This is a genomic window from Ruegeria sp. C9 (assembly GCF_056537585.1).
The window spans coordinates 444,971-470,211 of sequence record NZ_JBQFRU010000001.1; the positions used below are offsets into that span (position 1 = coordinate 444,971).

Consider the following 25,241-nt stretch of genomic DNA (forward strand, 5'->3'; position numbering starts at 1 on the left):
GCTGTTGATCTCAACAGGCGAAAGCCAGTTAAGTTGTTACAAAGTATGACAAAAATGGAATCCACGGCCTGAGAAAACCAGCAATCCGGCTGGCGCCTGTTTCAGGCCCCAGCCGGTGAGTTTGGTTTTCCCTCTGTTTGCCTGGGCGTCCGTTTCAACAGGAACTAAGACGCCCGGATTTTGGTTGTGCAGCGATAGATGATCGCTGAGTTTTCGCCCCACTTAGGCAACCATATCGACAAAGAAGCTGTCGGTCGGAACGGGGGTTCCGCAGATGTCTTCGCCGCCTGCAGTCGGTACGATTTCGCACAGCGGCGGAGGCGCCATTTCCGTCAGGTCATACTCATCCTCCGGTACTTCGGTGCCGCATTTGGGCAGCGGCAGGATCGGGGGTACAGCGATGACGTCATCACCCTGATCCAGAACGATCGGATCAAAGGGCAGCGGGTTCACTGCAACCAGATCTTCACCGTCCTGAGGCACTTCGGTGCCGCAACGGGGATCAGGCATGATCGGCGAAACTGCGGTCACATCGTCACCTTCACCAGCAGGAACCGCACCATAAGGCAGCGGGGCTACTGCGATCAGGTCTTCACCATCCTGCGCAACCTCGGTACCACACCGGGGGTCAAGCATGATCGGGGAAACTGCGGTGACGTCGTCACCTTCACCGGCAGGAACCGCACCAAAAGGCAGCGGGTTCACGGCAACCAGATCTTCGATGGGATCGGCAACCAGCGGATCAATCGGCAACGGATTTACAGCCACCAGGTCTTCACCATCATTTGGCACCTCGGTTCCGCACTTTGGAAAAGGCTGAATCGGGGGCACGGCGATGACATCGTCGTTGGCTTTCTCGAAGCTCGTAGCGGTTACATGTTTCATTGTATTTCTCCTTGTTACACACTTTGTTTAGCACCCAAAAAATCTTAGAAACTTCCTCCTCGGGTATAACAAAAAGATGGTTATCCGGCCCCTTCATTACAACGCGAAAAAGGGGGCTAAATTGTTACAAAGTATGACAAAAATAGGCTCTCAAGCCGGGCATCATCTCTTTTCAGACAGGACGCGCTTCCAAGATGTGGACCAGCACCCGCTCAGGTACCACCAACGCCCCTCCTCGCCTTCAGGATCGAAAAAACCAGCGCCATTTCTGGCGCTGGTTTTAGCTGTTTCTTCCTATTGGGCAGCTCACATTATGCGGTCGATCAGACCTCCCGGAACGTGGTCCGGATTTGTTTACTGAGAGGATCAAGAAGGTACTGGAACAGGGTACGTTCGCCGGTTTCGATGAAGACGTCAGCCGGCATACCCGGCAGCAGGCTCAACTGGCGGTCAGACAAAAGTCCGACAGCCTCCTCGCTTAGTGCAACCCGCGCCTCGTAGTAGGGTAAGCCAGTTATCTGATCTGTTTTCAAATCAGCCGAGACAAACTCAACGTGCCCATCCAACCGAGGGGCAACATGTTGATCGAACGCCCCGATCATCACGCTCGCAGCCTGGCCCAAGGCGACATTGTTGATGTCCTGTGGCATGACACTAGCGGTCACCACCAACCCGTCATCCTCGGGCACGATCTGCATCAGCGTTTCGCCCGGAGACACTACGCCGCCGACTGTATGCACCCCCAATTCATGCACGATGCCATCCGCCGGAGCCCGAAGGTCAACCCGCGCCAGCTGCAACGCGGCCGCGCTCCGACGTTCTTTCAAGCCATCCAGTTCGACCTCCAGCGAGGAGATCTCGTTCATCACCTGCTCGCGGAAGGTTTTTTCCAGTTGCAGGATATGGATACGCGTCTCACTGATACGACCACGGGCGACTGCAATCTGAGAGGTCAGGCCGCCACTATTACCGACAAGACTGCTTCTTTGACGCTGCAAAGTCGTCACCCGGGTGCCAGGCACTAAACCCTTTTCAAAGAGCTGCGTCAGACCCTCCAATTCGCTGTCGATCAGTTTGATCTCTTCTTCGGAAGCTTCGCGCTGCGCCTCCAGGCCCACAATTTCCTGCTCTGCCTGTTCGATTTTCTCTTCCAAGGCCGCGACCTCACCATCCTGCGACAGACGACGTGCTTCCATCACCGCGCGCTGCGTTGCGAGTGCGCGGTCAACTTTGTCTTCGTCTTTCCGGTAAGCAAGCTCCTCGGACAGTACAAGATCGTCCAGACCATCGCGCTCGGCCGTCAGACGAACTAACTGCGCTTCAAGCGCCACGAGCCTGTCATCGACCAAAGCTTGACTGCCTGACAACAGCTGATCATCAAGTGTCAGAACAACATCGCCAGCCTGAACCCTATCTCCGTTTTTGACGTGAATGGCGCCGACAATACCTCCGTCGGGATGTTGCACAGCTCTGAGGTCGGACGAGACCACCACACTACCAGCCGTCACGACCGCCCCGGACATCGGGGCTTTCATCGCCCAACCACCGAATCCGATGGCGAGCACAGCAATTGCGACCAGACCAAAGCCGATGGATTGGGCAGAACAATCCCTAAACCCTTTGTTGTTCGTGCTGGAATTCTTGTTGGTATTCATGACTTCCTCCATTCATTCTGTTTACAGCGCGGGACTGGGTCAGCCCGTGGCGGCAACGATTTCTGTTTGTTGGGGTTGTTCGACGGTCTTCTGTTCAGCGGCAGGCTGTGCAGCTCCGGCGGCGGCCTGATTGCGTTGACGCAACCGCTCCATCACTTCTGTACGAGGACCAAAATCTCCGGCGCGACCGTCTTCCATAATCAGAATCTTGTCGACTGAACCCAGCACGCTCGCCCGGTGCGCGATGACGATCACAATCGCCCCGCGTGCCTTGGCGGCGAGAATGGCATGGTTCAGTGCGGCCTCACCCACGGCATCCAGATTCGAGTTGGGCTCGTCCAGAACTACCAGAAATGGATCACCATAAAGCGCTCGTGCAAGGGCAACACGCTGTCGCTGACCACCGGACAAGGCCGCGCCACGCTCGCCAACCGAGGTGGCATAGCCGTCTTTGAAACTAGCGATCAGTTCGTGAACACCCGCTGCCTTGGCGGCGGCAATCACCAACTCGTCCGTCGCTTCGGGATCAAAACGCGCGATGTTCTGGGCGATCGTTCCGTCAAAGAGCTCAACATCCTGCGGCAGAAAACCGATCTGGGGGCCAAGCTCCTCAGGCAGGTACTGGTCAATCGGCACACCGTCGAGACTGATGCTGCCTTTGGCCGCCGACCATGCACCAACAAGTGCGCGCGCCAAGGTTGATTTTCCGCTGCCGGTCGTCCCAATCACAGCCAGTGCCTCGCCTGCTTTCATATCGAAACCAACACCTTTGAGAACAGCGGCAGTGGCCATCGGAGGGGCAGCGATCAGGCCGTCAACGGTCAGCGACTTCTGTGCCTTGGGCATGGAAATACGACGGTCAGCTTCGTCACCAGAAAGAGTTTGCTTCAGCTGAGCCCATGCTTGCCGGGCAGCAACCAGATTGCGCCAACTACCGACCAGAGTCTCGATAGGCTGCAAGCCACGGGACATGATGACCGATGCCGCAACGATTGAGCCAGCCGATATATGTCCATGGATGGCAAGATAAGCGGCGACCGCAAGAACGGCGGACTGAAGTGCCAGGCGGAACACCTTGGTAAAGCTACCAGACACTCCGACAGTAGTGGCCGCCTTAGCACTCGCACCAAGGTGGAGATCGTTCACATCTTGCCAGGTCTTGCCCAGATTGGACTGCATCCCCATCGCGCGAACCATTTCGGCATTCCGGCGGCTGGCTTCTGCCAGGCGGTTGCGCTTGGCCGAATGCTCAGACTGAACGCACGCGGCAGCGCGGACTTTGATATCCGTAACGATGGCAATGGCAACCAATGCCAGCGCGCCAATTACACCGACCATACCCAGCCACATGTGCATGGCAAAAACCAATCCCAGATAGACCGGGATCCACGGCAGATCGAACAAAGCTCCGGCACCCTGACCCGACAGGAAACCGCGAATTTTTTCGACATCTTGAATTGCCGCCGCAGGGTTGCCACCCGGACGGTTGCGTGACGGCTCGGACAAAGTGCAATCAAACGCTGTGCGGGTGAGCCTTTGTTCAAAGCGATGCCCCATGGCAACCAGCACACGGGTCCGCGCGCCGTCAATCAAGGCCATGAACAAGTACAGACCGGCGACAAGTGTGCTGAGCGCGACTAGCGTATTCACGCTTTGGCTAGACATCACGCGATCATAGATCTGAAGCATGAAAATCGGCCCTGTCAGCATCAATAGGTTCACAACACCGCTGAAAACGCCGGTGGCAATCAGATTGCCCCTCAGCGCGCGCCGGGCGCTGGCAAGTTGTGGATGAACGGATGAATGCTTTGACATAGCTGGCTCCCAATAAAAACTCTGTGGTTGATACTTGGAGACCAGCCGCCGATGCCCCAAGGGCTTGTCACACTTTGATTCAATTGACGAATTTGGCCGGTTGTTTACCGAGCTGACGAAGCCGGGTGCCTGGGAGTGCGGTACCGGCGGGCGAAACCCCTTTGCGTCATCAGCGGCATGGTGGTTGCAATTTCCGCTTGGGAATGCGGCGGTATTTGAATTAGCGTCCCAAGTGAGGGGGATGGGACAGGGAGCCTACGCGCAATGCGCTGGAATGATCTGACACTTCGAACACAAGTTATGAGCATCGTGCTTATCAGCTGGACGATTGTCGGCGTGTTCTCGGTAGTCACCGACGTGGTCCAGATCCGAAACTCTCGCGCTGAAGAGATCCGAAACAGGGGCGATGCCTTTCTTGCGCAGGTGGTTTCAACCCTAGCCCGCGTGCCTCCTGACAGCCGCTCCGAAGCAGCGCTTGGTTTCTTTCCTGCAGAATGGAGTGTCAGGGTCGGCACGCAGGATGTAGCAACCACTTTGGCCAATGGCCGCGACCGCCCGAATCTGGCTAACTGGCTGACGGCGCGGCTGGAACACCGCGGGATCGCCGTCGCGGAACTGTCCGTGGCAGACACGGTCGTTGACGCCAAACACGACCAAAGCGCACTGTTGCAACTGTTCAAGAGCCACTCGGGCGAACCTATCGATGCAGAAAGCGTTGACGCGTTTCTGGTGAGCGTTTTTTCGGTCCGGCTCAAGGATGATGACGAATGGCTAAACTGCTATTTGCTCATGAAAAACAAGAACATTGTACCTTTGGTCATCGTTGGTTCAATCGACAGTCTGGTCGCGCTTACCCTGCTTTGCGCACTTGCGTTTCTTATTCAGAAAGTGATGCGACCGCTGAGCGCGATGGCCGTCAATGCCGAGTTGATCGGCCGGGGCGAAGAGGTCGGCCCACTCGTCGAGGCGGGTGCCATTGATATCCGCCACACAATTATTGCGTTCAATCGCATGGAAGCCCGGATTGTTCTGGCGCTTGAGTACAAGACAACCTTGCTTCGTAGCCTCGGGCATGACCTGAAGGGACCGATTGCCCGGATGCACGATGCGATCCAGAAATTGGAACCAACAGCACCCAAAGAGCAACTGCTCAAGCGGTTGGAAACCATCAGCGATATTGTGAACTCCGTCACCGACCTCAATCGTGAAACGCATCACGATGGAGAGCTTGCACGCCTGGATTTGCGCTCACTGGTTGAGGCGCTTGTAGATGAACAGGTTGAGGCGGGTCGCGATGTGACCTGCACAATCGAACAATCTGCGGTGGTCAAAGGAAGACATAACGCGCTTACCCGGGTTCTTAGAAACTTGTTGGAGAATGCGGTCAAATACGGGGGTCGAACAAATGTCTCTTTGACCGCGTCGAACGATTTGGCCGCAATTCACATAGACGATGAAGGACCAGGTATCCCAGCCGAACAACTTGAAACAGCGTTTGAGCCTTTCCAGAGACTTGGAGCCACCGAACCCGGCACAGGCCTCGGCCTTGCTATTGTCCGGGCGATTGTTGTCGATCAGGGGGGCACTGTTACGCTTGAAAACCGCCCTAGCGGGGGCCTTAGGGCTAATGTGCTTTTGCCGCTTGATTCCGGAGTTCAGCCTGGACGAAAGATGTAACCCTGCCCCCAGACCGTTCGAATATATTCCGGATTTGATGGATCGTTCTCGATCTTCGACCGCAACCGTTTGATCAGAGCATCAACGCTCCTGTCCCCTGCTCCGCCATGCTGCCGCGTTCGAGCGACGGCAAGTAGGTCTTCCCGGGTGCACAACACGTCCGGATTTTCAGCAAAAAACCGCATGACGCGCACTTCACTTGAGGTGAGGGTGATGAGCCGACCATCCTCGCTTTTGAGATGCCGCTCGTTTTCAACAAGCTCCCATTCTCCGAACCGGGTAACCCGGGATTTTCCCTGCGTTCCACCAGCACGCCTGCGCAGCACAGCACGCACGCGCGCGAGGAGTTCCAACTCGTTGAATGGTTTAATGATGTAATCATCCGCGCCCAGTTCCAGCAGGGAAATCCGCTCGGCGTCGTCATCAATCGAACTGATCATGATGATCCCGGCATCTATGCGCGAAGCGATCTCGTGACATAACACCTTACCACTAGTTCCTGGCATCACGAGGTCCAGCAGAAACAAGCTGTAGGTTTCATCAGCCATCATCAACCGCGCAGCGGGTACATCTTGCGCGTGTTCGATTTTGTACCCTTTGTCAGTCAGAAATGTACAAACACCCTGAGCAAACTCGATGTCATCGTCACAAATCAGAATGTGCTCATCATAGCCAGCGGATTGATCCGCGACGTCTTGCATAGCTCTTCTCCTCGGGACGATGCCTGTCGTTACGATAACAACATTTGCTATTCGAAGCTGTCAATGTTGCAGAGAACGATCAAACTGTCCGGTACGCAGCGACCGCAATCGCCACTCATGGCTAAACCAGACAATCATCCACCGAGGCATTCCGGGCGATTGAAAAGTTTGTCACGCCAAACAGCAAATTCCTCCCTCTTCCACCACTTTCCGCAGGTGGCTGAGTGCAACGAAGCAATCTTCGTCAGAGACTTGGTAGCAGGCCTTGAATTTAGTGTATCGCGTGTGCCCCGACTTAAGTGCAGTTTTGATCGCGACAGCAGGCTCTGAACCAGATTTGGGTGCTTCAGAAACTCTAAATCGTTACTGCTGCGTCCATGCTACGATAGGGGCTCCAAGTCCGACAGAGTAATATCGTAGTCAGTTTCCACCAGGGCTATCTACGGCCTTGCGGAAATCCGGCTTAGATTGCTTCGATTTTCTCCAGCCAGCGCAGCAGCGCCGCCGTGGTTTGCTGCGGTTGTTCCAGAGTTGGCAAATGGCCCGCGTGTTCGATGACTTCCAACCGGCTTTGCGGCAACAGGTCATGCATCAATTCGTGGCGTTCGACTGGGCATAACGCATCATGACGGCCGCAAAGGACCAGCGCAGATCCCTTGAAAGCGCGCAATGTGTGACTTTGATCCGGGCGATCTCGTAGGGCCTTGGATTGATTAACAAAAATCTCCGGCCCCAAGGCCATAGCCATATCCATGCATAGGTCCAGAATTGCCTGTCGATCAGGGCCATCGGTCAGATAGTTGGGCTTCATTTCCTCGGCCATCACATCGCGTAGCCGACCGTTTTTAACCGCCTCAATCTGGGGCTCACGCCTCGCCTTGACCTGATCCACCTCTGCCAGCGGGTTGGTGTCCATCAACGCCATCCCCGCTACACGCCCCGGTGCTTGCCGCAGTATTTCCATCGCAACAATGCCTCCCATGGAAAGACCGGCCAATGCGAACCGGTCGGGCGCACGACTTATAACCTCGGCGGCCAAAGCCTGCATCGTATCATGCGCACCAATGGGGGCGACAAATATCGGATATCTGCCAGACAATGCACCAATTTGCGGCGAGAATAGCCGAGCATCGCACATCATGCCCGGCAAAAAGACAAGTGGTGTCATTTGACCAGAGCAGCCCCTTCGGCCAGCGCGCCCAGTTTGGCATAGGCGATATCAGGATCGACAGCGCCAAACCCCGCAAAAGTGCCAAAACCGCAATCCGATCCGCCAATCACCCGCTCCGCTCCCACGATGTTCACGAACCGCTCAAGGCGTTGCACGACCAGTTCGGGGTGTTCGACAAAGTTTGTGGTGGTATCGACCACACCCGGCACAAGTACCTTGTCATCCGGTATCTCGGACTTGCGGTCGCGGAACACCGTCCATTCATGTGCATGGCGCGGGTTCGAGGTTTCAAACAGCACATAGCGCGACTTGGTTGACATCAAAGTCGAGAACACCTTGTCCATTCCGATATCGCAGCAATGCGGACCTTCGTAATTGCCCCAGCAGATGTGAATCCGAACCTTGTCGGCGGGCACATCCTGCAATGCATGGTTCAGCGCTTCGACATGCATTTCGGCAATACTGACAAATTCCTCGTCAGAAAGGTCGGTGAACAGCATATGGCGCGACAGGGCAAGATCGGGACAATCCAATTGAAGATCCAGGCCCGCCGCGACGATGGTTTCATATTCGGATTTCATCGCATCGGCCAGCGCGGCCAGATACGCCTCGCGCGTCGGGTAATAGTCGTTCTGCAGAAAAAGAGAGATCACACCCGGGCTGGCAGCATTCATAAATCCGCGCTCAATCCCGTGCTCAACCATGGCTCTTTTGAGGTTGTCGATATCCTTCTGCAACTCTCCCTGCCCTTTCGAGCGCACATCGCCTACGCACATGGGCCGCGCGTATTGCGGAGTTCCGCCATCATTCGCCAAACGTTGAAGAAAGCCCGGAAACATCTTCAGATCAGCCGGAGCGTTGCGCGGGCTGTCGCCTGCAAACCCGGTGTAGCGGTCCTTGACGTAGGTCGCGTAAGAGATTTTCGAAGTCTCGCCATCCGATACAATATCGATCCCCGCTGCAGCCTGTTTGCCTACGGTCTCGGACACCGCGTTCGTCATGCAGGCATCAAAATCTGTCTGATCGAACGGTTCCTCCCGCTCACGCGCGAAGATGAAATCGACGACTTCCTGACTACGCGGCAGACTTCCCACATGGGTGGTTGAAATTCGGGTCATCTTGTCATCTCCAATTCAATTACTTCCCTGTGCCGAATCCAAAGTGAAGCACGGGTCACATACTGCGCGCCCCGAAAAAGATCGGAGCGCGCAACTTTGCCTTTATGCTCCGGTCCAGGTAGCACCGGCGGGATCGTCAGTTGCCATGATACGATACAGACCGGCCTCTCCGGTCATTGAGGGCACGATACCGTAGCTTTCACCTGACAGAACCAGCGCTGTATCGCCTGCGGACAAAGTTGTTTCATAGCCATCGACTGTAATCCGCCAATGACCACTCGCAGGCATGAGGACGACGGGCATATGCGCCGCGACGGGTTCGTTCAAACAAGAGCCGCGTCCGAGGAAATCTACCTCAAACCCCGGCTTATCCTTGATCAGGGCATCTTCGCCAATCACTTTGGCTGGCTTGTTAGCGGAAAGCGCCATCAGATCCCAATAGCGTGCCACATATTTGCCGATAACATTTTCGACCGGAACTTCCGGATAGCTCTTAAGCTCTTTTTCGGTCAGCAGCGGCATGGGGCGCACGTTGTGGGGCAGTTCCTGACCCTTCTTGCTGTCATACAGCACGCCATTGTCGCCCAGCATCAGCCCATGCGCCTGCGCGTCTTCGATCACCTGTGGTGCCCAGGTGACACCGCCACCCGCATCATCGCCGCCCAGGATCGACATGATCATCCCATAATCCTGCCCGACATTTTCGAAACCGCGAAAGATGCCAGTTGGAATGTTAAATATGTCACCTTCCTCGGCAATAAACTCACCCGCAGTGCCATAGCGACCCCAGAAGAACCGCCAACGTCCTTTGGCGACAAAGAACACCTCGGCCGTGGTGTGGCTGTGCAGCGAATTCCGGCATTTCGGAGGTTGCCCCGCCGCGCCAATATTGAAGCCGATTTTGTCGGTGATGTGGACATGCTGATCGGGGCTTTCGGATACGCCACCGCCTACGATGGTAAAGTTTTCCTTCTGGTCCGAACCGGGCGTGTGCGCGTCAATAAATGCGGTTTTACAAGGCTGCAGTTCGCCGTAGCGGACAATGCGTTGTTGGATCGTGCTCATAATGGTCTCCGTTCATTGAATTGGTACAAGAGGTCTCGATCCTCATGCACCCGGAGGGCGATTATTCAGCCGCCGCGCCCGCAAGGACGCCCGGTGGCCGTGGTACCGCCGAGTTCCTTCACTGGCATCCAATGCGACGCGCGTTTGAGGCATCAGAGATCCCCGGTTTCCAACAGAAGCTGTTTCCAGACTGCGGTTTCATCGAACAAGGTCCATTCGCGTCGCAGCCTGATGTTGCCTCCAACCAACTCGCCCCATTCGGCATGGCTGATCCCCAACACATACAACTCAGCGCCTGTGGGTTTGCCGAACACGCCCCAACCGTCATGCTTGCCATGCAAGCTCCAGCGCAGGGCCGAGCGGGGTGGCATATTCGGATCATCGCGCCCGATCTGATGATGGATGGTGAAGGTTGCGCTTGGCATGGCTGCACGCAAAGACATCCAGAACCGATCAGCCGAATCCCAGCCATGGCCCGTGACACCGCCGGGATATTCGGTCTGCACGCCTCGGTCATACTCTCGTTCTATCGCGCCCATATCTGCATTCATTATCTGTGTCAGCAGATCCGCGTGGCGGTGTCCCCATTCATTGTCATTGCCGTACCCCTTGTAGGGGCCTTCGATGTCGTTCTTGGGTGACAGAGGCTTCACACTGGCCTCGGCCCCACCTTCACGCGTTATCAGATCGGCGACATATTCCTTGGGATCCCAGCCCATTTGCCGGACAATCGCACCCTGATCTCGGATAAGCCATTCGTCATCGATCATGTTGTCGATGGCGTGGCAGTCGGCCAGAATTCGGTATCGCAAGCGTGTTCCGGTGGCTTTGCCATAGACACCATTGCCCCGATGCGTGGCGGTCGACAGGATACGATGCGAGCTCAGCATGCCTTCTTCCGGGGTGCCCGACCAGATCACATCCTCGCCCAGCAGCTGACGGTCGGGGAACTCGGCCAACGTGGCCATTGTTGCACCAATGACATTCTGGTTACCCAACACAACCGAACCGGGCGAGCGGACGACGATGTCTGGGCTGTAATATTGATGCAGAGTCGCAATGCCACGGTCTTCCCAAATCTCTTTGGTGATGCCGATGATATAGTCCGGGAAATCTTTGAATTTGGGATCAAATCCCTTCATGTCTTCCATCCTTCAGGTATGCGGGCGGAGCCGCGAACGATCAAAGGTCCGTCAATCTCGGTGCGGCGGGGCGCAGCAGCGGGATTTTCGATCTTGCTAAGTAGAATATCGACGGTTTCGGCAACCATCCGATTGGCAGGCTGACGAATAGTTGTCAGATTGTAGGCTGGCCAAGAGGCAACGGCGACATCGTCATATCCCAGAACCGAGACGTCGGCCGGAATTTGCAGGCCCAACTCGAACCGCAGCGTGTCCATCACAGAGATCGCCATGTGATCATTGGCCACGAACACAGCGTCCGGTGGATCGGACGCGAACATGCGTAGCGTTGCCTCACGCGCCTGTTCAGCGATGAAGTTCCCGGCTCCACGGGCGTGCAGTTTGACACCCGCCTCTTGCAGGGCCGCTACGAACCCCGCTTCGCGATCGCGCTGGGTCGAAGCGCCCTCCCACCCGGCGATATATCCGATCTTCTCATGACCGCCAGCCAGCAGAAACTCGGCTGCCTTTCGGCCACCGGCGACATTGTCGGATGTAACCGATGACATAGTGAGGTCATCCTGTGCCCGATTGAACAACACCATCGGTACGCCAACGGTCCGACAACGTTCATACAAGGTCGACGACAGGGCCACCGATGCCGCGATTATGCCGTCGACTTGAAAGTCGAGCAATTCCTCGACCACGCTATCTACGTTTTCGGCCTGGTTCGACGCCATGAATATCATCACATGGTAGCCGCGCTCCTGCAGCGAATTCGTCAACCTTTCCAGTGCTTCAGGATAAAACTGATTATTCAGATACGCCACAACAAGCCCAATGATCCGGCTTTTGCCGGACACTACGGCACGCGCAAGGACGTTCGGCCGATAGCCCAGTTGCTTGGCGGCCTGACGCACCTTTTCAATCGTCTTCTTCGAGGCTGACGCCCCCGGAGTGAACACACGGCTAACGGCAGACTGGCTGACCCCGGCGAGGCGGGCGACCTCCATGGATGTAACTTTTTGCGCCGCCATCAGTCTGCTGTCCAACCTCCGTCTATCATCAACGCGGTGCCCGTCACCAAAGCCGATGCATCCGAGGCAAGATAAACCACTGCCCCCATGATGTCTTCGATCTCGCCCGGGCGGCCCAACTTGATCTTGTCCAATATCCATGCGCGCTTGTCCGGGTCATCAAAAGTCGACTTGGTCAAATCGGTCAGAATAAAAGTTGGGCAGATCGTGTTGACCCGAATTTTTGCAGGACCGAACTCCAGCGCCATCGCCTTGGAAAAGCCTTCGACTGCGAATTTTGACGCGCAATAGACGGCCCTTTCCCGCCCGCCTACATGGCCCATCTGGCTGGAGATGTTCATCAGCGATCCGGGGCGCCCAGCTTCTAACAATCCTTTCGCCACCGCTTGGGTCAGAAAATAGGCCCCTCGGACATTGACATCCATTACCGCATCAAAATCCTCGGGCCGTGTGTCCACGGCCCTGCTGTGTCGGGCCAGACCGGCTGAGTTCAGCAGGATATCAAACGGCCCGTTTTGCGCCACAGCATCAGCAGTGCCTGCAACGTCAGAAACATCCAGTTCAAGTATATTCGCCAACCATCCCCGAGCGGTCATCTCTGTTGCCAGATCCTGCAACGCATCCTTGCGCCGCGCCGCCAGTGTCACTTCGGCACCATGCTCTGCCAGTGCTACGGCACAGGCCATGCCGATACCGGACGACGCGCCCGCGACCAATGCGCGTTTGCCGTTAAGATTGAAACTTGGGGTGCTGGGAAATTGGGACATATCAGACCTCGCCAACCGGAAATGGAATGCGGCCCGGAACGCGCGCCTTGTTGAACTCTCGCAAACGGGCAAAGACGTCAACACCCAGCTGGCGATAGGTATCCAGCAGATCAACCAGAACCCAGTTCTCGCGAATCTTGCCATTTTCAAGCCGCCAGAAATCGAGGCTGCGCAGCGTGATCTTCTTGCCCGACGGTGCGATCCCCATCCAGCCATCATTGGTGATAGTCTGGATCATGTTGGGCCAACCCGTAACAGCCGCATAGTCACCGTCGCCAAAGAAATGACAGGTGATGTCATCTACATCCTGCCCGCGATCCGGCATTGCGTTGAGGAATGGAATCTGATGCCAATTACGGAACCCCGCAATACCCCGCCCTGTGCCGATCCCCGAGGGGCCGTACCAGTTCATCCGAGGATGCCAGAACCGCTCCATCTCCATCACCTCCGGACCACCTTCTACGGGATGTTTGGTCAGATGATCCAGCATGTCGACAATGTGCTGGCAGGTCTCTTTGCCCTTGGCCTTGTCATACGGGCCGGGCACCAGCCCGTCCTGCGTCGCGGGTCCCGGAACATGCCATTCCCGCCCCAAACCGGGTGCCATGGGCCAGGCCTGCGCTTGCATCATCACTTCGGGGATATCCCAAAGCGCCTGCACCTCGGCGATTTTGCCATTTTCGATCCGGTAAAACTCGTGAAACCGCATGGTGACCTGATGGCCTGTCGGCGGAATCTCCAGCCATGGCCCCGCGAAAGTGCCGGTATAGTACCCGCCGCATCCAACCCAATCAGCCCCGAATTCATCAGGGCCAGCCATGACGATATAATCGCGACGCTCAAGATCGGGCCATGCGGTCAGAAGATCGCGATAGCAACAATCGTAGTAAGCATTACTCCCATTGGTGTCGCCAAACGGATAGCTCAGATGGAACACAGCGTCGGGAGAACAAATCTTATCCAACGCCTGCCGGACACCGGCTTCGATAAAGTCATACATCGCAGCCCTGACCTGTGCGATAAGGGTCTTGTGCTCAGTATGCCTATCACTCATTCTGCGGCGTCCCTGTAAGGTGCAGGCGCGCCGTAGGGGACATTGATGCCGCCGTAACGCCTTACGCGGACGTTACATTGCTCGGCGTGCCCCACAAAACCTTCGAGCATGCATAGGCGCGAGCCATATTCGCCGATCAAGGTTGCTGCCTCATCAGTCAGAACCTTTTGATAGCTATGTGTTTTCAGATATTTACCTACCCATAGACCACCAGTATAGCGGCCAGCTTTTTTGGTAGGTAGCGTGTGATTGGTGCCAATTACCTTATCACCGTTCGAGACATTGGTACGCGGGCCAAGGAACAATGCGCCATAACAAGTCATGTTCTCAAGGAACCAGTCGTCGCGATCGGTCATGACCTGCACATGTTCAGATGCAATGTCATCAGCAACCTGCAGCATCTCACCATACGTGTCGCAGACGATCACTTCGCCATATTCCTCCCACGATACTTTTGCGGTGCCCGCTGTCGGTAGAATGTCCAGCAGCCGGTCCACTTCGGCCATCGTGTCCTCGGCCAGTTTGCGAGAATTGGTCAGCAATACGCAGGGACTGTTATAGCCATGTTCGGCCTGACCCAGAAGATCGGTCGCGCATAGCTCTGCGTCTGCGGCGGTCTCATCAGCAATCACCATGGTCTCGGTCGGGCCGGCGAACAGGTCGATACCGACACGTCCAAATAGCTGACGTTTAGCTTCTGCGACAAAGGCGTTACCCGGACCGACAAGCATGTGGACTGGATCAATCGTCTCGGTTCCCAACGCCATGGCGCCGATAGCCTGAATGCCGCCCATGACATAAATCTCGTGCGCCCCACCCAAATGCATGGCGGCGATCACCGCTGCATTGGGTTTGCCCTGAAACGGAGGGGTGCAGGCGATGATGCGCGGCACGCCCGCCACCGAGGCCGTCGCCACCGACATATGCGCCGAGGCCACCATCGGGAACTTGCCGCCGGGCACATAACAGCCCACCGATTGAACCGGGATGTTCTTGTGGCCAAGAATGACGCCCGGCAAAGTCTCAACTTCGATATCCAGCATCGAGTCGCGCTGAGCTTGTGCAAAGTTGCGCACTTGTTCCTGCGCGAATTTGATGTCCGCCAGCTCTCGATCCGTCAGCTGATTGATCAGGTCGTCGATCTGGTCTTGAGACAACCGAAACGATACTGGCGAATAGTTATCGAACTTCTCGCTTAGCTCGCGTACCGCAGCATCGCCACGTGTTTCGATGTCTTTCAGCGTCGCTTCGACGACAGCGCGTGTTTTGGCGTCATCCTCGGCCCGGTCAGCATCGGACTTACCACGTTTCAGATACTCGATTGTCATTGTCCTAATCCTTAGTTTCAGGCCGGGGCGGAGACTTCTCACCCCGGTCAAATGCTTCCCAGCCTTCACCGTTAAACAGATCGACACCCAGCTGTGCCGCTACATGGGCGAAATCCACATTCACCCAATTGTCGACGATCTTGCCGTCGACCACTTTCCAGAAATCCATATATCGGATCTCGACCCGCTTTCCGGTGGGGGCGATCCCCAGGAACTCACCCGAATGGGTTGCTTCCTGTCGGCCAAACGCAGCCGCCCATTCGCCCATGTAAAGGCGCGCTTCGTCGATGCAGGTCTTGTCCGAAAAAGCCGCCTGAAACGGGCGTTGCCAATTGTCCTGAAACTGTTTCAGGCCAGTTTTTGTGCCGCAGCCCTGATTGCCCATCCAGCGGAAGCCTTCCGAGAAGAATTCGCCGATGTCATCTATGCGGTGATCGTTCAGACCATCCACCATGGTTTCAATCACACGGCGGGTGTCTTCTGTTTTGTCGAGGTCCGTATCACGTGTCAGCACGGCCTGTTCCGGGCGGGAACCCTTCATCTTTCTCATCCTTGTATTGGTGCCAATAGAAATTCTGTCTTCATCGGGTAGCTCAATCAGCTGACAGAAAATCCCTCGGCATCCGGTTGAGCGCCGGGTGGCGGCCAACGGCGTTATGTCTTGCAGAGCTGCTCATGCGGCTTGCTCGGCGATGTCGGCAAAAAGGTCATATCCCAGCTGCAACAACACATGCGGGATGTCGACGAAAACCCAGTTTTCGACCAACAGATCGTCCTCTCGACGCCACCAGTCGCAGACCCGCATGAAGACGCGTTTTTCGCTTGCGGGCTGGTCGAGGAAGGGTTTCACCTGGACACCAGTCAAGGAAGGCCAGCCACCCGAGCATACGTAATTGCCTTCGCCGAAGCGGGTGAAATGCGCAGTCATGCCATTTCCCGCACTACCTCCGGACCAACCTTCGAAGGTGGCCTCGAAAGGCACCTGGAAGCTTGCAAAACTCTCGAGCCCGACGAAAGAACCGAAGGCGCCGGGGCCGTACCAGACCATGTTGTCATGCCAGAACGGGCGCCAGGCCTCGTTCTTGGTGGCAAGCTTGGCCAGCATTTCTGTGACCATACGATAGCTCTTGGCCCCCTCGACTGGGTCTTGCGGCGTGGTCAAGATGCCATCATGGCTTGCTGGACCCTGAATCATCCCGGTGAAGCCACGGGTCTTGCCCGGGCTATCGGTGATCGGCCATTGCCCTGCAGCCAGCATCAGTTCTGGGATATCGAAGAAGATATAGCTCTCCACCGCCTTGCCATCCTGCATACGGTGGAACTCGCCGAAGCGCAGATAGGCAAGCTCACCTGTGGCGCGGATACCAAGCCAGTCGCGCGAGAACCGACCGACGAAATAGCCGGTGGCGCTGATCCAGCCCTGTCCATCAAATATACCGGCCATGACGATATCGTCGCGCCGAAAAAGCCCATCGAAGGAGGCTGCAAGCGGTGCGATGACGTGATCGTGCAGCCCGAGGCCACCCGCGACCTCGTTGAAAGGATGCACCACGTTGACATGTGCACCGGGGGCGAAGAACCCCTCATAGGCTGGCCGGAAATTGCCTGGATGGCGTTGCGCGGCGGTGAAATTCAGAAAGGGTTTACGGTCGAGGCGTTCCATTAACTTTGTCTCTATAGGATCTGTTCAAGGCGTCTGCGGAGAAACGCCCCGCAAGGCCCTGCGCGCATCAAAGCAAAAGGAATTCGCCCTGGTCGCCTTGCCCGGCACGCAGCCATATTCAGGCTGGCTGCGTGCGCATGGGCAAATACGGACTGAGGATGCGTGCGTCCCATCAGCGTCAGCCTTTCACAGCCCCGGCGGTCAAACCGCCCACAATCTGACGCTGGAAGAACATCACCAAGATGAACAGCGGAACCGTCGCAGAAACCACGGCCGCAACGGCGAACATTACGTTGCCCTCGGTTTGCGTTGTACCAAGGAACGCGGCGATGGCTGGAACCATTGTGCGGTTGCTTTCTGACAACAGCATCGCCCCAACGGCAAAGTCGTTATAGGCCAGAAGAAACGAGAACAGCCCCGTGGTGATCACACCCGGCCACATCACCGGAATGATCACGCGGCGGAAGGCCTGAAACTGGTTGCAGCCGTCGACCTTTGCGCTTTCGTCAAGCTCGCTGGGGATGTTCTTGAAGAAGGCGTGTAGCATCCACAGGGTGAACGGCTGGTTGATCGCGACAAGTACGATAATTGTCGTCGGCAGTATCCCCCAGATATTCCATTCAAAGAAGGGCAACAGATAACCCGAAACCAACGTGATCGGCGGCATCGCGCGGAAGATCAGCGCCGTGATCAAAAGCCAGAATGTGTAGTTATAGCTCGACCGCGAAAGCGCATAGCCCCCCAGCGTTCCGATGGTCAGCGAGATGGCGACCACAAAGACGCAAACGATCCCCGTGTTCAGAACATTCCGCCAAAATTCTTCCTGAATCCAAGCCCCTTCGTAACCGGTGGTGGTAAAGGGTGAGCCATAAACTGCCTCGGTCCGCGCGCCGGTTAAGGCGTTGGTCCAATCGGCGATCGAGAAGAAATCCAGCTCTACCTTGAACGACCCCCAAACCGTCCAGAGGAACGGGAAAGCGGCCAGGATGAACCAAAGGATCACAAAAAGCGACGAAGCAATCCGAAGGCTTTTGGGCATTCTTTGCGCACGGCTGGCCATGTTATCTTGCTCCTTTGAAGTCACGCCAGGTGCGGACAAGCACGGGCGACAACAGAATGGCGACCCCGATAATCGTGATCACAGACGTAGCGGCCGCAGAGGACAGCTGTCGCGTTTCACCGCCGAGGTCGTTGAAGATGAAAGTGCTGAGCGATTGCGCATGGGCACCGGCGCTGAAGCCGATAATCGGTTCGAACACCTTGAAATTATCCATCAACTGGATCAGCGCAACAAACGTAACCAGTGGCATGAGATGGGGAACAACCACGAATTTGACCTGTTGCCAGCGGGTTGCCCCATCGATCTGGGCCGCCTCGATCTGATCTTTGGGCAAAGTTTGCAAACCGGCATAGAATACCACGAAGGCAAAGGGGGCCGAACTCCAGACGCCATAAACCATCAGCGCCACCCACATCAGCCCGGTCGAAGCCTTTAGACTGAAATCCGGATCTCCGGCCAAGTTTACAAGGGCGTTGCCGATGACGCCACGACTGTCAATCATCCAAAACAGAATGAGCGAGCCGATCAGCGGTGTCACAATCATGGGCAAGAGCGAGAAGAAGATCATCAAACCCTTGAGGTGCCGGTGCAGTGAGTTGACCGCCAGCGCAATCACCAGCCCCAGAATGATCGTGAGGGGTGTCACAATGAATGTGAAGGTCAGCGTAAAGGCCATGGCCCGATAGAAGGGCAAGTTTCCGACCTCTGAGAAAAGGTCACCCCACGTGTCACTCGCCGCCCAGATTTCGCCAACCTCCTGTATCGCCAGGTGGCCGCGATCAAAGTAGATATCCAGCCCGACAAATCTGCCCAATGGTTGTTCGGCACGAAGCGCTGCGGTGGCTTCCTGATCGATGGTGGTCTCGGTTGTGCACCCGACAAGCGGAGTACAGTTTTCGACTTCCACCAGAACCGCCGGGTGTGGGGCATAAATGGATTGGATCACCACCGAGACGATGGGCATTGCAATGAACAGCAGCATTGCAAGTCCTGTGGGCAGGAAAAACCAAAGGAATGTCTTATGGCGCATGTCGCAATTCCCGTGTCGGCTTGATTGGGCGGGTGCCCAAATTGGGCACCCGCGAGGGGCGTTTTACTGTAGGAAGCCCTGTTCGATTGCCGCGGCGCGATAGGCGGCCTCGACATCGGCCAGCGCCTGTTCAGCGCTTTCCTTGCCCTGCATGAAATCGGCAAGTTCATTGCCGAGTGCACTGTGCATCAAACCCATGTAGGGCAGCATCGGATAAGGAGTCGTGCCCATTTTGGCAGCGTCAAATACACCCTGCGCGTCGTCTGCAGGTTCGTACCCTTCGATCAACCAGACTGCCAGCGGCGTGGTTTCATCGTTCAACATTTCGGGGCGGACGCCATGCGTCATCGCGACAAAAGTCGCCTCAGCCTCTTCATCTGAGATGTTCTTGCCGACGGTCCATCCATCCCACCAAAGGGTCGAGGCCGGAGTCGTGCCGCCACCCACGGTCAGCGGCGCTGCAATGGCATGGCCATCGATTACTTCCTGCAAGACACCTTCGGTTGTGGTCTGCTGTGACGCCCGTGACCCCCACATATTCATGATCGCCACATTGCCCGCGCGGTATTCCGCGTTGGTGGCATTGGAATCATGGGTCAGAAAGTCGGGGTTCATATACTCGGACAAAGCCTTCATCATGTTCAGCGCTTTGACACCGGCCTCGGTATTGACGTTGGGCTCTGCGCTGCCGGGCTTGAAATGAGTACCTCCATAGCCAAGGAACATGTTGTTGAATTCCTGCGCCAGATTCCATCCCGCAGCATAAGCACCGCCAACCGGGTTTTGCATTATGCCCTGCGCGCGAATGGCTTCGGCCGCTTCGAGCAGTTCTTCATACGTGGTCGGCACTTCGACGCCTGCCTGTTCCAGAACGTCCTTGCGGTACATCAGGTGCTGAGCGTTGGCCATGAAGGCGATGGCCATGATGTCATCGCCGATCTTGATTAACTGTCCCGGCTGCAGGTTCTGACCATGTTTTTCGACCAGGTCATTGAGCGGTCGGATAACGTCTTCATTCATCAACGCCACAATCGAGCTGTTGGCGATGATGGCTGAGGTGTATTCCGACGGATTGCCCGACAGACCGGCCACGTTGATGGTTTGGTGTTCGGATGTCAGGTTGGATTCAACAGATGCGCCCGTGCATTCCTTTGCGGCAGCGGCCACAGCCTGAATGGCGGCAAATTCGTTGCCGACGATGTTGACCCGATCCGTGATCTCGCAGGCATAACCCGCGCTCGCAGCAAAGGCGGTCAGTGACCCGGCCAATGCGATTTTCTTTAGAAACATTTTTGATTCCTCCCTAGGTGATTGGGTGCATCTTCGAAGCCTGCACCCGAGATTGTCCCGTCATTGCGGGATTGGTTTTCGTCTCTCAGATCTCAAGGCGCGCGCCGGTTTGCGCATCGAATAGGTGGCAGTGATCGGTATGGATATGAATCGACACCTGATCGTCGATTTCTGCACGATAGGTTTTGTCGGCCTTGACCGAGACCAGCGCTCCGCCGATCCGAACCGAGACCATGGTGCTGTCGCCCAGCAATTCCTGCGTATAGATGGGCGCGTTAATCTCGCCCCCGCTTTCTACGACATTGGCGTCCTCGGCGCGGAAACCCAAAGTTATTGGGCCATCCGGAGCATTCAGACCATGCACTTCGGTATTCTGCGCGCGGAACACACCGCCCTGAACATCGCCATCAACCAGGTTCATCGCCGGGTTGCCGATAAAGCTGGCGACAAACGTGTTCGCAGGCTCGTCGTAGATCGCCGTCGGAGAGCCAACCTGCTGGACAACACCCTGCTTCATGATCACCACGCGATCGGCCAGTGTCATCGCCTCGATCTGGTCATGTGTCACATAAATCGTAGTCACGGCTAGTTCATGGCTGAGGTTCTTGATCTGCGCGCGAGTCGAAACACGCAGTTTTGCGTCAAGGTTGGACAACGGCTCATCCATCAGGAACACGTTGGGCTCGCGTACAATCGCGCGCGCCAGTGCCACCCGCTGACGTTGACCACCTGACAGCTCTGCCGGCTTACGATGCAGAAAGTCGTCCAACTCTACCATCGCCGACGCACGGCGCACTTTTTCGTCATGGGTGGAAGCGTCGATGCCACGTACCCTCAGCGGGAAACGAATGTTCTCGTAGACATTCATGTTCGGATACAAAGCGTAAGACTGGAACACCATCGCGACGTCGCGGTCTTTTGGCTCCATATCGTTGACGCGGGTACCGTCGATCAGAATATCACCCTCGCTTGCGTCTTCCAAACCTGCGATCATGCGCATCGTCGTGGTCTTGCCACAACCCGACGGGCCGAGAAGCACCAGAAATTCCTTGTCGGATATTGTCAGGTCGAAATTGTCCACTCCAACAAACGAACCCCAACGTTTTCCAACATTGCGCAGTTGAATCTCGGCCATACTGTCCTCCCAGTTGCACCTGAGTGCATACGTTTGCAAAAGCATAGACATCCAAAGGAACATCTGGCAAGTATTTTTTGCAAGCGAATGCAAAAGCGCCCGCAATCTTGCTAAAGACTGACGCTTCCCTCCGGGCAAAGCATTGAAAGTAAAAAATATGTCTTACGAAGCCGAGAAAGAAATCGTCCTGAAATTCTACAAAGCTCTGAGCGAAGCAGAGGAATCAGCCCTCTCTGATGTGATCTCTGAGTATTGCGCCGAGGACCTCCTGTGGCGCGGCTTTCACCCATTCAACGAGCAGCGTGGCGCTAGCAACGTGGCGCAAGAATTCTGGCAGCCGCTGAATCACAGCCTAACTAACTTGCAGCGTCGGATGGACGTTTTCATAGCTGGTCAAAATGAAATCGACGGGTTCAATTCAGTCTGGGTTGTTTCGATGGGCCATCTCATGGGGCTGTTCGACAAGGACTGGCTGGGCATTGCGCCAACCGGAAAAATGGCCTTACTGCGCTATTGCGAGTTCAACAGGATTGAGAAAGGTAAGATTGTCGAAACCGCGATGTATTTCGACATCCCGCATTTCATGATGCAGGCTGGGTTGCGGCCCTTCCCGCCGCAGACCGCTGCAGAACTTGTCCAGCCCGGGCCCATGACCCATGACGGCCTGATGTTCACGCCTCAACCCGCCGAAGACGGCCAAATGACATTGGCCGCTATCAACGCGATGATCTCCGATCTTGGGCGGTGGGACAGCGGGCTCAGCCTTGAAGATGAGTTGCGCCGCACATGGTGCGAAGACATGATCTGGTGGGGGCCATCCGGTATCGGTGCGACCTACACAATCGAACGTTACGCCAAACAACACGCAGGCCCGTTCCGTGCTGGGTTTGCCGACCGGTCAAAAACCAACCATATCTGCCGCATCGCCGAGGGCCACTATGGCGGCTTTTTTGGCTGGCCGAACTTTACCGCCCGACCAACCGGCGGGTTCATGGGGATGCCTGCCACTGACAAAGCCGGTGAGTTCCGGGTGATAGACATTTATCGTCGCAAAGGTGATAAACTGGCCGAGAACTGGATTTTCATCGATCTGCTTCATTTCTGGAAGCAACAGGGTGTCGATATTCTGGACCGCATGACCCACAGTGGTTCTTAGATCATAGGCAGGCCGATCATTTTGGTCGGAATACGGTAAACGGACGTGCTGGCAGTGATGTACAGCATGCTGAACTCGGCTCCACCAAAGCAGAAGTTGGTAGATTTCTGCGGCGTCAGAATGACACCAAGGCAGTGCGCTTGGGCATCAAACAGATGTACACCGCCGGGACCATTGCACAAAATCTGGCCGTCGCGGGTGCACTTCATACCGTCCGGTACCCCTTCCCCATCGCCAACAACATCGGCCCAGACCACCCCACCGGTCAGTGAGCCATCAGTGGCGACATCAAAGACGCGGATATGGCCACCCCAACTGTCATTGACAAACAGCCTTGTTTCGTCAGCTGACAAACACAACCCGTTGGGTTGCTGAAAATCATCCGCGACAAGGTGTAACGTGCCGTCGGGATCCAGCCGGAACACGCCTTGCACCGGCAGTTCCTGCTCTCTCAGAATGCCAAGATCCTCTCGGATACGACCAAAACTGGGATCAGTGAACCAAATCCGACCGTGCGAGTCGCAGATAACATCGTTGGGGCTGTTTAGTTCTTTGCCATCAAAATGCGTGGCGATCGAAGTAACCCGCTTGCCGCCGTGATCATGGCGTACCAAATGCGAACTGGCGTGCTCGCAAGAGATCACTGCCCCACTTTTGTCGAAGCAATTTCCGTTTGCTTGGTTGGAAGGGGTGCGAAAAACGCGAACTCCCTCACCCTCGCTCCACTTGTATTGATGGCTCTCCTGAATGTCCGAGAATACCAGCCAATGCTCTTCGGGGTGCCATATTGGCCCTTCGGTAAACCCCAGACCGCTAGCGATTTCTTCCAGTTGAGCGTCAGGGTGCACCAGATCTGTGAAGCATTTGGAACGGATATCGAATACCATGTGAACACCTTTTCAGAGTTGCGCCTGCCAACACTACCGGCAAGCCTCGACAAGAACAGCGTTTCGGGTGAAAACGCAATAACGACTGTTCGATAGTCTGGCCCTGCCAACTTCAATGCTCTACGCTATGGCCGATGTTTCCAAACCGCTTGGCTGCCAATTGCCATGTGCCGCCCAAACAAAACCGTCAGGACTTTCCCATGAATTTCAAACAACGCATGCTTTCTGGCGAGCCTCTCGTCGGAACGTTTCTCAAGACACCAGCCCATGAACTGGTCGAGATAATTGCCAAGTCAAAACTGGACTTCTTGTGCCTGGATGCGGAACACGCACCCTTTGACCGGGGTCGGTTGGATGTTTGCCTCGCCGTCGCCCGGGCTCTGGGGTTGCCGACGTTGGTGCGGGTGCCGACTGGGTCTGCGGACGAAATTCTCAAGGCGCTCGACAGTGGCGCGACAGGTATTGTTGTGCCGCATGTCGACAGCGCCGAAAAGGCCCGTCGCATTGCGCGCGAGGGCCGTTTTGGCCATGGTGGTCGCGGCTATGCCGGATCAACCCGGTGGGCAGGGTTTGCGACCCGATCCATGGCTGACGTCCTCAAGCAAAGCGAAGAGGAGACGATTATCATTGCCCAAATCGAAGAACCAGAAGGCGTCGCAGAAGTCGATGATATCGCCAGGACCGAGGGCATCGACGGGATTTTTGTAGGACCTGCGGATCTTGCGGTATGTTACGGCGTGACCGATCAGTCCGACCCACAGGTTCTTGATGCAATGCGACGCTCGGGCGATGCAGCCAAAGCACATGACAAGACGCTGATGACCTTTGCGGCCAGCGCAGAAGCCGGACTCAAGCTGCGAGACTATGGGGTGACCATGATCTTCGTCGCTTCGGAACACGCCTTCATGCTTCGCGCTGCAAACGCGGAAGCGGAGAACTTCCATGGCACCGCGAGGACGTGAAACGCACAGGGCTTTTTAGTGGAAAGGGCCTTGGCGTCGAAATATCCGCGGGCTGGTAAATGCTGCGACGACAGTACTTTCTTTGCTAGAAATGCGATGCGCGATTGCGGATTATTCGCTTCGCTGAATAGCGGTGTCCTGTCGGTTTTTCTCCAGTCCGCCGTACCCGCCTTGATCAGGCAAAAATCGCTAAACGGGCTAGGTTTAACAGTAACAGTCGAGATCGGAAACTGCACGGCGTTGGCCCGAGATCAGTTCGTCTAGCAGTTCACCAGTCACCGTCGCTTATCCTAAACCGCACACGTTAATCCCCATAGATGTCCAGAGACCAGAGGTAAGAGTTTGCAAACGCGGCAGACCATCTGCCGCATCCGTAATGTAGCCGTTCCAGCACTATTTGATCGGCGATTCTGCCAGTAGCAGGAAAAACTCGACCACCTTGCGCCGAACTGGTTCTTAGGGTTTATGATCGTCTGTTTGACGCAGAGGTTCGCGGCGGCCGGATAGGAAACGCTCGTCCGCCTCAACCCGGAAACTGTTGACCAGTTTTTCGAGATCCTCCGCAGATTTGCCACCAGCGCAACGCCATTAAGAAAAGGCGGTCGACGAATTCACTAAAGAAGAGACCAACGCCCGGCTTCATTGATTAAGATCGCACTGCATG

Annotated in this window: 22 protein-coding genes; 3 read left to right on the plus strand and 19 right to left on the minus strand. The window is 56.0% G+C overall.

Going from position 1 to position 25,241, the window contains the following annotated elements:
- Window positions 1–222 precede the first annotated feature (222 nt).
- The 3 genes from ACR0NE_RS02065 to ACR0NE_RS02075 all read right to left on the minus strand — a co-directional run bounded on the left by ACR0NE_RS02065 (window position 223) and on the right by ACR0NE_RS02075 (window position 4,355).
- Window positions 223–885 (minus strand): hypothetical protein, encoded by a 663-nt coding sequence (locus ACR0NE_RS02065; RefSeq protein ID WP_170596446.1) that lies wholly within the window; start codon window positions 883–885, stop codon window positions 223–225.
- A gap of 323 nt (window positions 886–1,208) precedes the next feature.
- Entirely contained in the window at window positions 1,209–2,540 is a 1,332-nt protein-coding gene (locus tag ACR0NE_RS02070; RefSeq protein ID WP_170596444.1) for an HlyD family type I secretion periplasmic adaptor subunit, read from the minus strand.
- 39 nt (window positions 2,541–2,579) lie between these two features.
- Window positions 2,580–4,355 (minus strand): type I secretion system permease/ATPase, encoded by a 1,776-nt coding sequence (locus ACR0NE_RS02075; RefSeq protein ID WP_170596442.1) that lies wholly within the window; start codon window positions 4,353–4,355, stop codon window positions 2,580–2,582.
- A 300-nt stretch (window positions 4,356–4,655) separates the two neighbouring features.
- Here ACR0NE_RS02075 and ACR0NE_RS02080 point away from each other — a divergent pair, with 300 nt between their 5' ends.
- Window positions 4,656–6,032 (plus strand): ATP-binding protein, encoded by a 1,377-nt coding sequence (locus ACR0NE_RS02080; RefSeq protein ID WP_170596440.1) that lies wholly within the window; start codon window positions 4,656–4,658, stop codon window positions 6,030–6,032.
- Here the strand turns inward: ACR0NE_RS02080 and ACR0NE_RS02085 are convergent.
- The 15 genes from ACR0NE_RS02085 to ACR0NE_RS02155 form a co-directional block, all read right to left on the minus strand.
- Window positions 6,011–6,733 carry a response regulator gene (locus tag ACR0NE_RS02085; RefSeq protein WP_170596438.1) on the minus strand — a complete coding sequence of 241 codons (723 nt, stop codon included), beginning with the start codon at window positions 6,731–6,733 and terminating at the stop codon, window positions 6,011–6,013. The genes ACR0NE_RS02080 and ACR0NE_RS02085 overlap by 22 nt on opposite strands.
- A gap of 463 nt (window positions 6,734–7,196) precedes the next feature.
- Window positions 7,197–7,901 (minus strand): alpha/beta fold hydrolase, encoded by a 705-nt coding sequence (locus ACR0NE_RS02090; protein ID WP_170596436.1) that lies wholly within the window; start codon window positions 7,899–7,901, stop codon window positions 7,197–7,199.
- On the minus strand, window positions 7,898–9,022 hold the full coding sequence (locus ACR0NE_RS02095) for a cobalamin-independent methionine synthase II family protein (protein ID WP_170596434.1): 1,125 nt from the start codon (window positions 9,020–9,022) through the stop codon (window positions 7,898–7,900). Before ACR0NE_RS02095 ends, ACR0NE_RS02090 begins: the two co-directional genes overlap by 4 nt.
- Before the next feature lie 102 nt (window positions 9,023–9,124).
- The gene (locus ACR0NE_RS02100; protein WP_170596432.1) at window positions 9,125–10,087 is read right to left on the minus strand and encodes a cupin domain-containing protein; all 963 of its coding nucleotides are present in this window, start codon (window positions 10,085–10,087) and stop codon (window positions 9,125–9,127) included.
- Window positions 10,088–10,239: 152 nt separating this feature from the next.
- Window positions 10,240–11,229: a nuclear transport factor 2 family protein gene (locus tag ACR0NE_RS02105; protein ID WP_170596430.1), complete on the minus strand. Its 990-nt coding sequence runs from the start codon at window positions 11,227–11,229 to the stop codon at window positions 10,240–10,242.
- Complete coding sequence (locus ACR0NE_RS02110) at window positions 11,226–12,245, minus strand: LacI family DNA-binding transcriptional regulator (protein WP_170596428.1); 1,020 nt, start codon at window positions 12,243–12,245, stop codon at window positions 11,226–11,228. Before ACR0NE_RS02110 ends, ACR0NE_RS02105 begins: the two co-directional genes overlap by 4 nt.
- Window positions 12,245–13,012: an SDR family oxidoreductase gene (locus tag ACR0NE_RS02115; protein WP_170596426.1), complete on the minus strand. Its 768-nt coding sequence runs from the start codon at window positions 13,010–13,012 to the stop codon at window positions 12,245–12,247. The genes ACR0NE_RS02110 and ACR0NE_RS02115 overlap by 1 nt, the downstream gene beginning before the upstream one ends.
- A 1-nt stretch (window position 13,013) precedes the next feature.
- Window positions 13,014–14,066 carry an ester cyclase gene (locus tag ACR0NE_RS02120; RefSeq protein ID WP_170596424.1) on the minus strand — a complete coding sequence of 351 codons (1,053 nt, stop codon included), beginning with the start codon at window positions 14,064–14,066 and terminating at the stop codon, window positions 13,014–13,016.
- Complete coding sequence (gene hisD, locus ACR0NE_RS02125; RefSeq protein ID WP_170596422.1) at window positions 14,063–15,394, minus strand: histidinol dehydrogenase; 1,332 nt, start codon at window positions 15,392–15,394, stop codon at window positions 14,063–14,065. The genes ACR0NE_RS02120 and hisD overlap by 4 nt, the downstream gene beginning before the upstream one ends.
- Window positions 15,395–15,398: 4 nt before the next feature.
- On the minus strand, window positions 15,399–15,935 hold the full coding sequence (locus tag ACR0NE_RS02130) for an ester cyclase (RefSeq protein WP_170407056.1): 537 nt from the start codon (window positions 15,933–15,935) through the stop codon (window positions 15,399–15,401).
- Between the two features lie 132 nt (window positions 15,936–16,067).
- On the minus strand, window positions 16,068–17,057 hold the full coding sequence (locus tag ACR0NE_RS02135; RefSeq protein ID WP_170596420.1) for a nuclear transport factor 2 family protein: 990 nt from the start codon (window positions 17,055–17,057) through the stop codon (window positions 16,068–16,070).
- Between the two features lie 178 nt (window positions 17,058–17,235).
- Complete coding sequence (locus ACR0NE_RS02140) at window positions 17,236–18,117, minus strand: carbohydrate ABC transporter permease (RefSeq protein ID WP_170394093.1); 882 nt, start codon at window positions 18,115–18,117, stop codon at window positions 17,236–17,238.
- A gap of 1 nt (window position 18,118) precedes the next feature.
- Complete coding sequence (locus ACR0NE_RS02145) at window positions 18,119–19,147, minus strand: carbohydrate ABC transporter permease (RefSeq protein WP_170394095.1); 1,029 nt, start codon at window positions 19,145–19,147, stop codon at window positions 18,119–18,121.
- A gap of 63 nt (window positions 19,148–19,210) precedes the next feature.
- Window positions 19,211–20,437, minus strand: a complete 1,227-nt coding sequence (locus ACR0NE_RS02150) for an extracellular solute-binding protein (RefSeq protein ID WP_170394097.1) — start codon at window positions 20,435–20,437, stop codon at window positions 19,211–19,213.
- An 85-nt stretch (window positions 20,438–20,522) separates the two neighbouring features.
- Window positions 20,523–21,572 carry an ABC transporter ATP-binding protein gene (locus ACR0NE_RS02155; RefSeq protein ID WP_170394099.1) on the minus strand — a complete coding sequence of 350 codons (1,050 nt, stop codon included), beginning with the start codon at window positions 21,570–21,572 and terminating at the stop codon, window positions 20,523–20,525.
- A 157-nt stretch (window positions 21,573–21,729) separates the two neighbouring features.
- Here ACR0NE_RS02155 and ACR0NE_RS02160 point away from each other — a divergent pair, with 157 nt between their 5' ends.
- Entirely contained in the window at window positions 21,730–22,728 is a 999-nt protein-coding gene (locus ACR0NE_RS02160) for an ester cyclase (protein ID WP_170596418.1), read from the plus strand.
- Here ACR0NE_RS02160 and ACR0NE_RS02165 read toward each other — a convergent pair.
- Window positions 22,725–23,615: an SMP-30/gluconolactonase/LRE family protein gene (locus ACR0NE_RS02165; RefSeq protein ID WP_170509122.1), complete on the minus strand. Its 891-nt coding sequence runs from the start codon at window positions 23,613–23,615 to the stop codon at window positions 22,725–22,727. The genes ACR0NE_RS02160 and ACR0NE_RS02165 overlap by 4 nt on opposite strands.
- Before the next feature lie 200 nt (window positions 23,616–23,815).
- Here ACR0NE_RS02165 and ACR0NE_RS02170 point away from each other — a divergent pair, with 200 nt between their 5' ends.
- A complete protein-coding gene (locus ACR0NE_RS02170; protein ID WP_170596415.1) occupies window positions 23,816–24,577 on the plus strand; it encodes an aldolase/citrate lyase family protein in 762 nt (253 codons plus the stop codon).
- The last annotated feature ends 664 nt before the right edge of the window (window positions 24,578–25,241 follow it).